The organism is Streptomyces alkaliterrae (genome assembly GCF_007097205.2).
Classification (GTDB): domain Bacteria; phylum Actinomycetota; class Actinomycetes; order Streptomycetales; family Streptomycetaceae; genus Streptomyces; species Streptomyces alkaliterrae.
On record NZ_VJYK02000142.1, the window covers coordinates 1 to 13846 of the forward strand.

13 protein-coding genes, 1 tRNA gene and 1 pseudogene are annotated in these 13846 nt (G+C 71.8%); 9 read left to right on the top strand and 6 right to left on the bottom strand.

What is annotated here, in order from left to right:
- Positions 1–122: 122 nt before the first annotated feature.
- From FNX44_RS14815 to FNX44_RS14835, 5 genes are all read left to right on the top strand, one after another.
- Positions 123–635, top strand: a complete 513-nt coding sequence (locus FNX44_RS14815) for a nucleoside deaminase (RefSeq protein WP_143648721.1) — start codon at positions 123–125, stop codon at positions 633–635.
- A gap of 10 nt (positions 636–645) precedes the next feature.
- Positions 646–732 (top strand) — tRNA-Ser (locus FNX44_RS14820).
- Between the two features lie 145 nt (positions 733–877).
- Positions 878–1039 carry a hypothetical protein gene (locus FNX44_RS14825; protein WP_153507298.1) on the top strand — a complete coding sequence of 54 codons (162 nt, stop codon included), beginning with the start codon at positions 878–880 and terminating at the stop codon, positions 1037–1039.
- 277 nt (positions 1040–1316) lie between these two features.
- Complete coding sequence (locus FNX44_RS14830) at positions 1317–2060, top strand: RNA polymerase sigma factor SigF (protein ID WP_143648722.1); 744 nt, start codon at positions 1317–1319, stop codon at positions 2058–2060.
- A 199-nt stretch (positions 2061–2259) separates the two neighbouring features.
- Positions 2260–3126 (top strand): RNA polymerase sigma factor SigF, encoded by an 867-nt coding sequence (locus tag FNX44_RS14835; protein WP_143648711.1) that lies wholly within the window; start codon positions 2260–2262, stop codon positions 3124–3126.
- A gap of 95 nt (positions 3127–3221) precedes the next feature.
- Here FNX44_RS14835 and FNX44_RS14840 read toward each other — a convergent pair whose 3' ends face one another.
- Positions 3222–3434, bottom strand: a complete 213-nt coding sequence (locus FNX44_RS14840) for a hypothetical protein (protein WP_143648712.1) — start codon at positions 3432–3434, stop codon at positions 3222–3224.
- Positions 3435–3680: 246 nt separating this feature from the next.
- Here FNX44_RS14840 and FNX44_RS14845 point away from each other — a divergent pair.
- Positions 3681–5159: pseudogene (locus FNX44_RS14845) on the top strand (MDR family MFS transporter); the annotation flags it as partial.
- Positions 5160–5612: 453 nt separating this feature from the next.
- Positions 5613–6002, top strand: a complete 390-nt coding sequence (locus tag FNX44_RS14850; protein WP_407699203.1) for a subtilase-type protease inhibitor — start codon at positions 5613–5615, stop codon at positions 6000–6002.
- 237 nt (positions 6003–6239) lie between these two features.
- Here the strand turns inward: FNX44_RS14850 and FNX44_RS14855 are convergent, their stop codons facing one another.
- The 5 genes from FNX44_RS14855 to FNX44_RS14875 form a co-directional block, all read right to left on the bottom strand.
- Positions 6240–6701: a heat shock protein transcriptional repressor HspR gene (locus FNX44_RS14855; RefSeq protein WP_143648714.1), complete on the bottom strand. Its 462-nt coding sequence runs from the start codon at positions 6699–6701 to the stop codon at positions 6240–6242.
- A 1-nt stretch (position 6702) separates the two neighbouring features.
- Positions 6703–7881: a molecular chaperone DnaJ gene (gene dnaJ / locus FNX44_RS14860; RefSeq protein WP_143648715.1), complete on the bottom strand. Its 1179-nt coding sequence runs from the start codon at positions 7879–7881 to the stop codon at positions 6703–6705.
- 54 nt (positions 7882–7935) lie between these two features.
- Entirely contained in the window at positions 7936–8688 is a 753-nt protein-coding gene (gene grpE / locus FNX44_RS14865) for a nucleotide exchange factor GrpE (RefSeq protein WP_143648716.1), read from the bottom strand.
- Complete coding sequence (dnaK, locus tag FNX44_RS14870; RefSeq protein WP_143648717.1) at positions 8685–10550, bottom strand: molecular chaperone DnaK; 1866 nt, start codon at positions 10548–10550, stop codon at positions 8685–8687. Before dnaK ends, grpE begins: the two co-directional genes overlap by 4 nt.
- Before the next feature lie 193 nt (positions 10551–10743).
- Entirely contained in the window at positions 10744–11643 is a 900-nt protein-coding gene (locus FNX44_RS14875) for a DUF4344 domain-containing metallopeptidase (protein WP_173019196.1), read from the bottom strand.
- A gap of 211 nt (positions 11644–11854) precedes the next feature.
- On the opposite strand from FNX44_RS14875, the gene FNX44_RS14880 reads away from it, so the two are divergent.
- Both FNX44_RS14880 and FNX44_RS14885 read left to right on the top strand, forming a co-directional pair.
- Positions 11855–12544 (top strand): response regulator, encoded by a 690-nt coding sequence (locus FNX44_RS14880; protein ID WP_143648719.1) that lies wholly within the window; start codon positions 11855–11857, stop codon positions 12542–12544.
- 152 nt (positions 12545–12696) lie between these two features.
- On the top strand, positions 12697–13812 hold the full coding sequence (locus FNX44_RS14885; protein WP_173019197.1) for a peptidoglycan DD-metalloendopeptidase family protein: 1116 nt from the start codon (positions 12697–12699) through the stop codon (positions 13810–13812).
- Positions 13813–13846 lie beyond the last annotated feature (34 nt).

The window sequence follows — 13846 nt, forward strand, 5'->3', positions numbered from 1 at the left end:
GCCCCGAACCTCCGGCGTACACCCGCCCCGAAGCTCCGGCGTACGCCCGGCGCGGCGGCGCGGCCCGCTGAGGCAGACTTGTCGCCGTGAACGACCCTCTGCGCACCCCCTGGCTCCCCGCGATGCGGCTCGCCCTGAGCGAGGCCGCGCTCGCCCGGGAGACCGGCGACGTGCCGGTGGGCGCCGTCGTCCTCGATCCGGGCGGCGAACCGCTCGCGCGCGGGCGCAACGCCCGTGAGGCCGAGGGCGACCCGACGGCGCACGCCGAGGTCGTCGCGCTGCGGGCGGCCGCCGCCGCGCTGCGCGCCCGCACCGGCGCCCCGCCCCACGAGTGGCGGCTGACGGGCTGCACCCTCGTCGTGACCCTCGAACCGTGCACGATGTGCGCGGGCGCGAGCGTCCTGGCCCGCGTCGACCGGATCGTCTACGGCGCACGCGACGCGAAGGCCGGCGCCGCCGGCTCACTGTGGGACCTGGTACGCGACCGCCGGCTCAACCACCGGCCCGAGGTGATCGGCGGCGTACTGGAGCAGGAGGCCGCCGCCCTGCTCACCGACTTCTTCCGCGCCCCCGGCGCACGCCCCGCGCCGGGCCGCCCGGGAACCGATTTCGGCACACGCCCGCCCGTGGGCTAAGCTTCCTCTCGGTAGCGTGTCCGAGCGGCCGAAGGAGCTCGCCTCGAAAGCGAGTGTGGGGGCAACTCCACCGTGGGTTCAAATCCCACCGCTACCGCTCGTGATACCGAAGGGTCGGGCTCGTCAGAGTCCGGCCCTTCGGCGTTCGCCGCCGGGCCGGTCGCCATTTCGGGTCGTCCGGTTAGACTCACGCGACCGCCCGATGTCCGTGGGGCGGAGAACGGCCGGGGAGGGCGACGAGGGTGCAGATAAAGAAGATCGCTCTGTACATTCTTGTCACGTTTGTGCTGTACACGATCATCACCTCTCCGAAGCGTGCAGCCGACCTGGTCCACGTCGGGTTCGAGGGCATCTCCAGCGCCGCGAAAGGCGTCGGCAACTTCATGACCGAACTGGTCAACTGACACCGCCCCCACGTCCCGCCGGCCCGCCGCCGCGCACGGGAACATCCGTTCACCCGCCGCCGCGCTCGGGGTAACTCCCGGCCGGAAGCCGGCGGAGGGCCGTTCGGCCGTACCCGGTCACCATCAACACGGCGCGCACCTCCTTGCACACAAGCATGGGGAATTGTGATGCTATGACCGCTTTTCCCGGGTGTTACAGGACTGAACGTTCGAGAGGGGTGGTCCGACGGTGGCTGCGACTCAGGCACGCGAGGGGCGCAGCGCCGGCAACCGGGCGATGACGCAGGCGCTCTTCGAACGGCTCGCCCGGCACCGGCCGGGGACGCCGGAGCACAACCGGGCCAGAGCGGCTCTGATCGAACTGAACATCCCGCTCGTCCGGTACGTCGCCCGCCGCTTCCACAACCGCAACGAGCCGATGGAGGACATCGTCCAGGTCGGCACCATCGGCCTCATCAACGCCATCGATCGCTTCGACCACAACCGCGGCGTGCAGTTCCCGACGTTCGCGATGCCGACGATCGTCGGCGAGATCCGCCGGTACTTCCGGGACAACGTGCGCACCGTGCACGTGCCGCGCCGGCTGCACGAGATGTGGGCGCAGGTCAGCGGCGCCACTGAGGATCTGACGGTCCTGCACGGCCGCAACCCGACCACCGCGGAGATCGCCGAGCGGCTGCGGGTGCCGGAGGAGGAGGTGCTGGCCTGCCTGGAGGCCGGCCGGGCGTACCGGCCGACGTCGCTGGAGGCCGTCACCGAACGGGACGACGGCATGCCCGGCCTCGTCGACCGACTCGGTTACGAGGATCCGGAGTTGGACGGCGTGGAGCGGCGGGAGCTGGTGCGCCATCTGCTGGTCCAGTTGCCCGAGCGGGAGCAGCGCATCCTGCTGCTGCGCTACTACGGAAACCTGACGCAGTCGCAGATCAGCGCGGAGTTGGGGGTGTCGCAGATGCACGTGTCCCGGCTGCTGTCGCGCAGCTTCGCCCGCCTGCGAGCCGCAAACGCCATCGAGAGCTAACCAGTTCGAGTGACCCCCGGGGGCTCGACAGTCTTCCCAGCTGTGCTGTTGTATCGACATGGCGCTACATCGCGTTGCTGACTTGTGACAATCTGCAAGAAGTGCGTTTGCGGCGTCCCCGCCTCCGGTATTCAGGTGGGGGACCCGTCCTCAACCGGGGACCGCCGCAGCGACCCGTCCGCGACCTCAAGGGGGTGGCATGTCCGTAGAACTGGGCAGCTCGAAGGTGCTCACCGACGAGATCACTACCAACGCACCGCAGGGTGCCGCGGGGCCGGACGGCGCTGTCCGGCACGCCGACGGCATCGACACCCGCACCCTCTCCCGCTCCCTCTTCCTGCGGCTGGCGGCGCTGGACGAGGACAGCCCCGAACGGCACTACGTGCGGGACACCCTGATCGAGCTGAACCTTCCGCTGGTCCGCTACGCGGCCGCCCGGTTCCGCAGCCGCAACGAGCCGATGGAGGACATCGTCCAGGTCGGCACGATCGGGCTGATCAAGGCGATCGACCGCTTCGACTGCGAACGCGGCGTGGAGTTCCCGACGTTCGCGATGCCGACCGTCGTCGGCGAGATCAAGCGCTTCTTCCGCGACACCTCGTGGTCGGTGCGGGTGCCGCGCCGCCTCCAGGAGCTGCGGCTGGCGCTCACGAAGGCGAGCGACGAGCTGTCGCACAAGCTGGACCGCTCCCCCACCGTTCCCGAACTCGCTGCCTGTCTCGGCGTGTCGGAGGAGGACGTGGTCGACGGACTGGCGGTGGGCAACGCCTACACGGCCAGCTCGCTGGACTCGCCCTCGCTGGAGGAGGACGGCGGCGAGGGTTCCCTGGCGGACCGTCTGGGCTACGAGGACGCCGCGTTGGAGGGCGTGGAGTACCGGGAGGCGCTGAAGCCGCTGCTGGCCCGCCTGCCGGCCCGTGAGCGCCGCATCATCATGCTGCGGTTCTTCGCCAACATGACGCAGTCGCAGATCGGCGAGGAGGTCGGCATCTCGCAGATGCACGTGTCCCGGCTGCTCACCCGGACACTCGCCCAGCTCCGCGAGGGTCTCATCGCGGAGGAGTGACATGTGGGGCCGCCGGGCTCGGACAGACCGGCGGCCCGCTGGAGGCGGGGCGCGCGTTCGGGGAGTCGCGCCCGCCGCCCGCGTAAGGGGGCGGATCAGCCCATCGCGAGCCAGACGATCGCGCCGAGCACCACGACGGCGGCGACGACGCCTGCGATCAGCCCGACGCGCGGGCCGCGCGCCGCCGGCGGCGGAGCGGCGGCCTGCCGGGGGGTGCCCTCGTCGACGAAGGCGCGGAACATCTGGGTGCTGCCGGCGGGGTCGTGACCGCCCTGCGGTCCCTGCGGTGCATGGGGGTTGTGAGCCATGGACGCGACCCTAGCGAACGGGCCGGGTCGATGGCACCCCGGTCGGCCCCTGCCGGGCGCCGGCGTTCTTTAACCGATGTTTGCCCGTCCCGGGCCCGAGCACGCCTCCCCCTGGGCTTACAGTTGCTTAGAGCAACGAACTATATGCCTCGGAAGGGACGGCGACAGGTGATCAGAGCGACCACGGCGGAGGCGGCCGACGTCCCGACCGGCAAGCCCGCGGAGCCCGGCTCCGCCGCCCCGCTCATGAGCCACCGGCAGGTGATGAAGGTGCTGAGCGGGCTGCTGCTCGGCATGTTCGTGGCCATCCTCTCCTCGACGGTCGTCTCCACCGCGCTCCCCCGGATCGTCGCGGACCTCGGCGGCGGCCAGAGCGCGTACACCTGGGTCGTCACCGCCTCGCTGCTGTCGATGACGGCGTCCACTCCGCTGTGGGGCAAGCTCGCGGACCTGGCCGGCAAGAAGGTGCTCGTCCAGTCGGCGATCGTGATCTTCGTCCTGGCCTCGGCGGGCGCCGGGCTCGCGCAGTCGACCGGCGTACTGATCGCCTTCCGCGCGGTCCAGGGAATCGGCGTGGGCGGCCTCGTGGCGCTCGCGCAGGTGATCCTCGCCTCCATCGTCCCGCCGCGCGAACGCGGCCGCTACAGCGGCTACTTCGGCGCCACGTTCGCCGTCGCCACGGTCGGCGGACCGCTGCTCGGCGGGGTGATCACGGACACGCCGGGCCTCGGCTGGCGCTGGTGCTTCTACGTCGGGGTGCCGTTCGCCGTGATCGCGCTGGCGGTGCTCCAGCGCACCCTGCGGCTGCCCGCCGCCCGAAGGCCCGACGTGCGCGTCGACTGGCTCGGCGCCCTGCTCGTCGCGGCGTCCGTGTGCCTGCTGCTGGTCTGGGTGACTCTCGCCGGCGACTCCTACGCGTGGGCCTCCTGGCAGACGGCCGCCATGGTCGGCGGCTCGGTCCTGCTCGGACTGCTGTTCGTCCGCGTCGAGGCCCGCGCGGCGGACCCCGTGATGCCGCTGTGGCTCTTCCGCAACCGCACGATCGCGCTCTCCGCACTCGCCTCCCTGTTCGTCGGCGTCGCGATGTTCGGCTCGACGGTCTTCCTCAGCCAGTACTTCCAGCTCGCGCGCGGCGAGTCGCCGACGACGGCGGGCGTCATGACGATCCCGATGATCGCGGGCCTCTTCGCCTCCTCCACCGTCTCCGGATTGGTGATCACCCGCACAGGCCGCTGGAAGGCCTGGCTGGTCGCCGGCGGCACCCTGGTGACCGCCGGGCTCGGGCTGCTCGGCACGATGCGCTACGACACCGCGTACTGGCAGCTGGCCGTGTACATGGGGCTGTTGGGCACGGGCATCGGCATGATGATGCAGAACCTCGTACTGGCCACCCAGAACCAGGTCTCCGCCGAACAGCTCGGCGCGGCCAGTTCCTCCGTCACCTTCTTCCGCTCACTCGGCGGCGCGGTGGGCGTCTCGGCGCTGGGCGCGGCGCTGTCCGGACGGGTGTCGCACTACGTCGAGGAGGGAATGGCGGCGGCCGGCATCCCGCAGAGCGGCGCCGCGGGCGGCGGCGCCATCCCGGACCTGGGCAGCCTGCCAGGGCCGGTCCGGCAGGTGATCGAGAGTTCGTACGGACACGGCATCGCCGACGTGCACCTGTACGCGGCGCCGCTCGCGCTTGTGGCGCTGCTGCTCGTGCTCGCGGTCCGCGAGGTGCCACTGGGCCGCCGCGCGGTCGGCGAGTAGCGGCGGGGCCGGCGGCGTCCGCCCGTCGGACGGCACGTGGCGCGCCGTGCGACTCCGTGCGCCGCGCGCCCTGTGGCGCGCTTCGCGCCGTCCAACGCGCCGGAAGCGCGGTTCGGTTGGCCAATACCCGTACGATTTCGGCCAATCGCTACGCTGTCCGTAACCGCGCGGACACATAGTGTCGGCTTCAACGGCCCTGAAGTCCCCCATGGCCAGAGGCGGTTCGGCCACGCCTCGCGCCGGCGCGCGCCCGTCACATTCGGCCACGAATGTGATACGCATCGCTACTTGTTTTGATCGGTTGATGTGCGCGGTGTGGAGATTGTCGGCAGACTCCGAGGCGCGACAACGCAATCCGTCACACACCCCGAAAGCGGAAGGAAGCACACAATGCGGAACACCGCGCGATGGGCAACGGCAGGCACCCTGTTGACAGCAGCAGTGCTCGGGCCGTTGAGCGGCACCGCCCTCGCCACCCCCGCCAAGTCCGACTCCCTCTACGCGCCCACCGCCCTGACGCTCACCGTCGCCAAGGGCGAGACCGCCGCCAGCAGCGTGCCGCTGCGCGCGGTCACCCTGAACTGCCAGCCGACCGGCGGCTCACACCCCGCCGCGGCGAAGGCGTGCGCGGACCTGTTCAAGGCGGAAGGCGACTTCAACGCGCTGCCGGTGAACGAGGACCGCATGTGCCCGATGATCTACGACCCCTATGTGGTCACGGCCGAGGGAGTCTTCGACGGCCGCCGGGTGTCCTACGAGCGCACGTTCGGCAACAGCTGCGTGCTGGGCGCCGAGCAGTCCCACGTCTTCGCGTTCTGACGCGAGGCCGCCCCGCCCGGTGGCGTCACGCCCCTCGCCACCGGGCCGCGAACCGTCCCGCCGCCTCCCCGCGGAGCGGGACCTCGCCGGGGCGAGCCCGGGACTCACCCCCGTTCCCGCGGCTCGCCCCGGCGCGTCGCCGCTCCCCGCGAGCGGCGCCCCCGAGCAACGGCGAGAGGCCCGACCGGTCACCACCGGTCGGGCCTCTCGCCGTTGTCCCCGCAGAAGGACTCGTGCTCAGTCGTCGCGCGGCTGGGGCCGCCAGACCACCAGCGCGCTCGGCCGGTGCACGTCGCGGTACGGCACGAGCTCGCTGCGGTAGGACGCGTGGACCTGCGCCTCCCGCTGCCGCATCGCCACCGCCGCGCCCTCGACCGCCTGGGTCAGCTCGGCGACCTGCGCCCGCAGCGCCCGCACCTCGTTCTCCAGCTCGATGATGCGCTTGATGCCGGCCAGGTTGATGCCCTCGTCCTGGCTGAGCCGCTGCACCTCGCGCAGCTGCTCGATGTCGCGCGCGGAGTAGCGCCGCCCCCGCCCGGCCGTGCGGTCGGGGGAGACCAGACCGAGCCGGTCGTACTGCCGGAGCGTCTGCGGGTGCAGCCCGGAGAGCTGCGCGGCGACGGAGATGACGTAGACCGGTGATTCCTCGGTCAGCTCATAGGGGTTGTTTCTGCGTCCGCCTCGGCCGGTCGTCGTCACGTCAGTCTCCCTTCGCGGCCTTGAACAGCGCCGCCCGCGGGTCCTCCCCCGCGGTGGCCTCGCGGTAGGCCGCCAGGGCCTCCCGCGCCTTGTCGCCCAACTCCCTGGGGACGGACACCTCGATCGTGACCAGCAGGTCACCCCGCGTGCCGTCCTTACGTACCGTTCCCTTCCCCCGGACGCGCATCGTACGCCCGCTCGGGGTACCTGGGGGGAGTTTGAGCGTCACCGGCTGCTCGCCGAGCGTCGGAACGCGGATCTCCCCGCCGAGCGCCGCCTCCGGGAAGGTGACGGGCACGGTGACGGTGAGGTTGTCCCCGCGCCGCCCGAACAGCGGGTGCTTGTCGACGTGGACGACGACGTACAGGTCGCCGGCCGGGCCGCCGCGCTCGCCGGGCGCGCCCTTGCCGCGCAGCCGGATGCGCTGCTCGTCGGCGACGCCCGCCGGGATGCGGACGTGCATCGTGCGGGAGCTGGTCGCCCGACCGCTGCCCCGGCACACGTCGCACGGGTCCTCCGCGATCAGGCCGCGGCCCCGGCAGTCCATGCACGGGTCGGTGAGCGAGAAGCCGCCGCCCCCGCCCCGGCTGACCTGCCCGGTACCGACGCAGGTCGGGCACACGCGCGGTGTGCCGTTCTTGTCGCCGGTGCCCGAACACGCCTTGCAGGCCGCACTGCTGGACATCCGCAGCGGGACGGTGGCGCCCTCGACGGCCTCGGTGAAGCTGAGCGTCACCTCCGACTCGACGTCCTGGCCGCGCCGGGGCTGTGCCCGGGTGCCCGGGCCGCCCCGGCCGAACAGGCCGCCGAACATGTCCCCGAAGCCGCCGCCGAAGCCGCCGGCGCCGCCTCCGCCCTGACCCTGCTGGCCCCCGAAGAGGTCGTTCAGGTCGAAGTTGAAGTTGCCGCCGGCGCCGGGGCCCGGGCGGAAACCGCCCGCGCCCAGCAGCGCCCGCGCCTCGTCGTACTCCTTGCGGGACTTGGCGTCGGAGAGGATGTCGTTCGCCTCGGAGACCTCCTTGAAGCGCTCCTCGGCCTTGGCGTCGCCCTTGTTGGCGTCCGGGTGGTACTCGCGGGCGAGCTTCCGGTACGCCTTCTTGATCTCCGCCTCGGTGGCATCCTTGGGCACGCCGAGGACCTTGTAGAGATCCTTCTCCAGGACTTCCCTGCTGAGGTTCATCCTCGGCGTCCCTCCTTCCGTACCTGCCGTACCTGCACGGTCACCGCCCTGGCGTCAGCCCTCCTCGGGGCCACCGTTCTCCCCGTCGTCGGAGCCCTTGGCCTCCCCGGCCTCCTTGGCGTCCTTGCCGGCGTCGGCGGCGTCCTCGGACCTGGCGGGCCCGCCCGGCTGCGGCTCGGCCACGCCCACCCGCGCGGGGCGGATGGTGCGCTCACCGATGCGGTAGCCCGGCTGGAGGATCTGCACACACGTCGTCTCGCTCACCTCGGGCGAGTACGAGTGCATCAGCGCCTCGTGGACCGTCGGGTCGAAGGGCTCGCCCTCCTTGCCGAACTGCTGGAGGCCCATCTTGGCGACGACCGTCTCCAGGGACTCGGCCACCACCTTGAAGCCGCCGACCAGCTCGCCGTGGTCGCGGGCGCGACCGATGTCGTCCAGCACCGGCAGCAGTTCGGTCAGCAGGTTCGCGACGGCGACCTCCTTGACCGTGACCCGGTCCCGCTCGACGCGGCGGCGGTAGTTGGCGAACTCCGCCTGGAGCCGCTGGAGGTCCTCCGTGCGCTCCCGCAGAGCCGTCCTGGCCTGGTCCAGCTGGGCGGTCAGCGCCACCTGCTGGACCTCCTGGCCGGCACCGGAACCCGGGCCCGCCTCGCCGCCGGCCGGCACTCCCGCCGACTCCGCCGCCGGGGCGCCCGGGCCCGCCTGTTCGGCGGCCCCGGCGCCCCGCGCCGTGTCATCGGAGCGTGCGGCGTCGTCGGCGGGGACCTCGGGCTCGTTCTTGTCGAAACCCGGCGTCTCCTCCGTCACGCGGCACCACCCTGTCGCTTGTCCTTCTCGTCGTCCACGATCTCGGCGTCGACGACGTCGTCGTCACCGGCCGGACCGGCGTCGCCCGCCGGGCCGCCCGCCGGGCCGCCGGCGCCGGCCTGCTGGGCCTGGGCGTCGGCGTACATGGCCTGACCGAGCTTCTGGCTGGTCGTGGCGACCTTCTCGGACGCCTCGCGGATCGCCGCGGTGTCCTCGCCCTTCAGCTTCTCCTTGAGGTCCGCGAGGGCCGCCTCGACCTCGGTCTTGATCTCGCCCGGGACCTTGTCCTCGTTGTCCTTGATGAACTTCTCGGTGGTGTAGACGAGCTGCTCGGCCTGGTTGCGGGTCTCCGCGGCCTCGCGGCGCTTGCTGTCCTCCTCCGCGTACTGCTCGGCGTCCCTCATCATGCGCTCGATGTCGTCCTTCGGGAGCGCCGAACCGCCGGTGACGGTCATGCGCTGCTCCTTGCCGGTACCGAGGTCCTTGGCGGAGACGTGCATGATGCCGTTGGCGTCGATGTCGAAGGTGACCTCGATCTGCGGGACGCCGCGCGGCGCCGGCGGCAGACCGGTCAGCTCGAACATGCCGAGCTTCTTGTTGTACGCGGCGATCTCGCGCTCACCCTGGTAGACGTTCACCGGCACGGACGGCTGGTTGTCGTCGGCGGTGGTGAAGATCTCCGAACGCTTCGTCGGGATCGTGGTGTTGCGCTCGATCAGCTTGGTCATGATGCCGCCCTTGGTCTCGATACCGAGGGACAGCGGGGTGACGTCCAGCAGGAGGATGTCCTTGACCTCGCCCTTGAGGACGCCGGCCTGGAGGGACGCGCCGATGGCGACGACCTCGTCCGGGTTCACACCCTTGTTGGCCTCCTTGCCGCCGGTCAGCTCCTTGACGAGCTCGGCGACGGCGGGCATGCGGGTGGAACCGCCGACCAGCACGACGTGGTCGATCTCGGACAGCTGGATGCCGGCGTCCTTGATCACGTTCATGAACGGCGTCTTGCAGCGCTCGAGCAGATCGGCCGTCAGCTGCTGGAACTGGGCGCGGGTGAGCTTCTCGTCCAGGTGCAGCGGGCCCTCGGCGGACGCCGTGATGTACGGCAGGTTGATCGAGGTCTCGGTGGACGAGGACAGCTCGATCTTGGCCTTCTCCGCGGCCTCACGCAGGCGCTGGAGGGCCATCTTGTCCTTGGACAGGTCCACACCGTGGCCGGACTGGAACTGCTTGACCAGGTAGTCGACGACGCGCTGGTCCCAGTCGTCGCCACCGAGGTGGTTGTCGCCGTTGGTGGCCTTCACCTCGACGACGCCGTCGCCGATCTCCAGCAGCGAGACGTCGAAGGTGCCGCCACCGAGGTCGAAGACCAGGATCGTCTGGTCTTCCTTGTCGAGGCCGTAGGCCAGCGCGGCGGCCGTGGGCTCGTTGACGATGCGCAGCACGTTCAGACCGGCGATCTCGCCGGCCTCCTTGGTGGCCTGGCGCTCGTGGTCGTTGAAGTAGGCCGGGACGGTGATGACCGCGTCCGTGACCTTCTCGCCCAGGTAGGCCTCCGCGTCCCGCTTCAGCTTCTGCAGCACGAAGGCGCTGATCTGCTGCGGGTTGAAGTCCTTGCCGTCCAGGTTGATCTTCCAGTCGGTGCCCATGTGGCGCTTGACCGAGCGGATCGTCCTGTCGACGTTGGTGACGGCCTGCCGCTTGGCGACCTCACCGACAAGCACCTCGCTGTTCTTCGCGAAGGCGACGACGGACGGCGTGGTCCTGGCGCCCTCCGCGTTGGTGATGACGGTGGGCTCACCGCCTTCGAGCACACTGACGACGGAGTTCGTCGTACCCAGGTCGATGCCGACCGCACGTGCCATTTCGGGATCTCCTCCAACGAAGTATGAGTGGAACTGACTCAAGCATGCATCAGCGTGCCGCGGCCGTCAACAGACCTGAGTGTGTGCGACTCAACTCTTCTGTCCGTAGATCGCGCACAAAACCGGCGGGGAGGCGATGACGGACGGCTCGGCGACAGGCAAGGCGGGTGGTCAGCGCTCGGTGGCACCTAGGTCAGCCCTGCCGGAGATGCGGGGCCAGGAGGACGCGCCAGCCGCGTCGCAGCGCCCGGTACTCGCCCTCGGCGACCTCCGCGCGCTCCTCGCCGACCAGCCCGTCGTCGACCAGGCGGGCGTGCCGCTTCGGGTCGGAGCCGTACAGATAGGTGTAGTAGGCGGCGGCCCGCACCGCATCCGGGCTGTGCTCGCCGCCGAAGTCGACGTCCGCCGGGTCGGTGTCCTCCGCGTACAGCGCGAAGTTCTCGGCCGCCGCCAGCAGCGCCGCGCGGCCATGGCGGCCCTGCGGTATCAGGTGGTAAGCCGCGAACTGGTCGGCGGCGTCCTCCTCGCGCCCGGTGAACGGCAGTCCCAGCTTGTCGATGAGCGCGTGCGCCGCCTCGTGGTAGACCGTCTCGGTGAGTACGCCGAGGGTCTTGGCCCGCACCCGCTCCGTGCCCTCCGCACCCTCCGCGTCCCTCACCGACCGCTCGAACAGCTCCCGGACCTCGGCGACGAACGAGTAGCAGATCTCGATACGCGACTTCTCCAGGTCGTAGTGGGCGGCGGCGTCCGGACAGCTCCGGGCGGTCACCCGGATCGTCGACGGCAGCACCAGACGCTTGTTGAGCCGGTCCGTCGCCTTCTCCAGCACCCCGGCGCCCTCCAGCAGCCGCCGATCGGCGCCCTCACCCCGGCCCGCCTTTCCGTACTCGACGACAAAGCCGCGCGAGTCCGCCCTGGCCTCCCCCTCGTCGGAGTCGAGCAGCGCGAGCGGCACCGCCACCAGGCACAGCAGCGCCACGGTCAGACCCACCAGAGTGCCGACGACGGCGCGTCGGGGGTACCTCCCGGCCGGAGGCCGGGGGAGGGTCGGACGAGCAGGAGGGAGGGTATCGGTGGCGTAGCGTCCAGGCATGCCCCCACCCTCTGCCGCCGGGGAACCGCGGGGCGTCCGTCCGACGTCCTCATCCGCCCCCGCCGGGCGGCGGGGGCGGGGCGGCGCCAGGTCGGCCGTGAGTAGGTGCGACGGCCGCCCGCGTGTAGTAGACGTACCCGCCCCGCGGGCCCGTCCGACCCGTCGGACGGGCCCGCGGGGGCACGGCAGCAAGGCGAAAGAAGCGGAACCCGTGATTCGAGTGGTCGTGGTCGACGACGAGGAACTGGTGCGTTCGGGCGTACGGCTCATCCTGGGCAGCGCGCCGGGCATCGAGGTGGTCGCGGAGTGCGCCGGCGCGCAGGCCGTGAGCACCGTGCAGCAGACGCGCCCCGACGTGCTGCTGCTCGACATCCGGATGCCGCACACCGACGGACTCGCCGTCCTGCGGGAGATCCGCACCCGAGCCGACGCGGGTGACGGGCACTGGCCGGCCGTGTGCATGCTCACCACCTTCGACGCCGACGACTACCTCTCGGCCGCACTCCACCTCGGCGCCGCCGGCTACCTGTTGAAGGACGCCGACCCGGCCAGGCTCATCGAGACCGTGCGCGTCCTCGCCGACGGCGGCTCCACCCTCGACCCGGCCGTCACCCCCACCGTGATCGGCGGCTATCTGCACCGCTCGGGCGACGCCCCGGAGGCGGTGCGCGCGGTGGCCGCGCTCACCCCGCGCGAACGCGAGGTGCTGGCCCTGCTCGCCGAGGGACTGTCGAACGCCCTGATCGCCGACCGGCTCGGCCTCGCACACGGCACGGTCAAGGACCACGTCAGCGCACTGCTGGGCAAGCTCGGCGGCCTCAACCGGGTGCAGGCCGCCGTACTGGCCGACCGCGCCGGCCTCACCCGCCGCGACGGCGACTCCGGGAACAACACCCGCTGATCACACGAGCTTCCTTTTCCTGTATTGGGCGGAATCGAGGCATATGCGCCTTTAGTGATCACCCGTCGGGGACAGACCAGCCGTGACCGGATGAATCCAGCCGACCACGGAAAGTGGCATCGTTCCGTGGTGATCGGACGGAGATGGTGCGCGTGTTCCGACGTCCGTCACACCAGAGCCGACTCGCCTCCGCGCTGCTCGGCGCCCTGCTCCTCTCGTTGCCCGCCGCCCCCGAGGCCGCGGCGGCCCAGGCCCCGCCGCCCACGGCGGTCGGACGACCGTCCGGCGAACACACCGGCCAGGTCGCCGCGCTCTACCGGAAGGCGGCCGACGCCGCCCGCAGCCACGAACGCGCCCGACTCCGGTCGCGGGCGCAGAGACACACGGCCGACCGCCTCGCCGCGGCCGTCCGGGACAAACGCCGGGAGTACGGCGAGCTGCGGAGCGCGGTCGGCGTCGTCGCGGCGAGCCACTACCGCACCGGGATCGCACCCGGCATGGGCCTCGTCCTGGCCAGGAGCCCCGAGGAGTACCTGGACCGCCGCAGCACGCTCCGCCAGGGAAACCGGGCCGCCGCCCACCTGCTGCACACCACGGACCGGGCGAGGAACCAGCTCGTCGAACGCGAGCGGGCCGCCGAACAGGCGCTCGCCCGGCTGCGCGCGACGGAACGCGAGCGGCTGCGGGTCCGACGGCAGGTCGAGGCCGAGCTCGTACGGGCCGAGCGCCGGGCGGCCGAGCAGCGGGCGGCGGCGCGACGCGCGGCGGCCCGGCTCGGGGCGGCCCGCGGCTCGTTCCGCCCCGCCCTCCACCGGACGGGCTGCCCGACGGGCGGCACCGCGGCGGCGGCCGACCGGTCCGGCGGCTGGACCAAGCCGGTCGGCGGCGGCTACCGCCTCACCGCGGGCTTCGGGTCGCAAGGCGGTCGCTGGACGAGCCGCCACACGGGGTTGGACTTCGCCGTCCCGACCGGCACGCCGGTCCGCGCGGTCGGGCCCGGAGTCGTAGCCCGGGCGGGCTGCGGCGACGCGTACGGCGTGCAGGTCGTACTGCGGCACGCGGACGGCCACCACACCCAGTACGCCCACCTCTCACTGCTCCAGGTGGTCCCCGGCCAGCGCGTCGAGGGCGGCCAGCAGATCGGCCTGTCGGGCACGACCGGCAACTCCAGCGGGCCCCACCTGCACTTCGAGGCGCGCACCGGCCCGGAGGCCGACACCGCCGTCAACCCGGCGCCCTGGCTGCGCGCCCGCGGAGTGACCCTCTGACCGCCCGACGCGGGGGCGCAGCCAGGGCGCCGGG